The sequence below is a fragment of the Streptomyces sp. CA2R106 genome (assembly GCF_037034245.1).
Taxonomy (GTDB): Bacteria; Actinomycetota; Actinomycetes; order Streptomycetales; family Streptomycetaceae; genus Actinacidiphila.
In genome coordinates, this window is record NZ_JBAGKC010000169.1 from 1 (window position 1) to 552 (window position 552).

The 552-nt window shown below is 69.9% G+C and carries 1 protein-coding gene; it reads left to right on the plus strand.

The window, feature by feature from the left end; translation table 11 throughout:
- A partial coding sequence (locus tag WA788_RS35570; RefSeq protein WP_335984644.1) for an acyltransferase domain-containing protein occupies positions 1 to 552 on the plus strand: 552 nt, incomplete at both ends.

The following is a 552-nucleotide window of genomic DNA, read 5'->3' on the forward strand; positions in this document are numbered from 1 at the left end:
CTGCGGTGGTGGGTCATAGTCAGGGGGAGATCGCGGCGGCGTGTGTGGCGGGCGGGTTGTCGTGGGAGGACGGCGCGCGGGTCGTGGCACTGCGTAGTCGGGCGTTGGCCGGGCATCTGGCGGGCACGGGCGGGATGGTGTCGGTGCCGGCCGGTCTGGCCGAGGTGGGGGAGTGGATTGCCCGCTGGGAAGGGGACTTGTCGATCGCGGCGGTCAACGCTCCCCACCAGGTCGTGGTCGCCGGCGCCGCCCAGGCATGTGCGGAGTTCGTCGAGGCGTTCGCGGAGCGCGGGGCGCGACGGATCGCGGTCGACTACGCCTCCCACACCGCGCACGTCGAGGCGGTGAGGGAGTCTCTGGCTGAGGATCTGGCGGGACTGTCCCCGGTCAGTAGTCCGGTGCCGTTCCATTCGACGCTTGAGGCGCGGGTGGTGGATACCGCCCAGCTGGATGGCGGGTATTGGTATCGGAACCTGCGGGAGCCGGTGCGGTTTGGTGAGGTTGTTGCCGGGTTGGTGGCTGAGGGGCATCGGGTGTTTGTGGAGGTGAGTC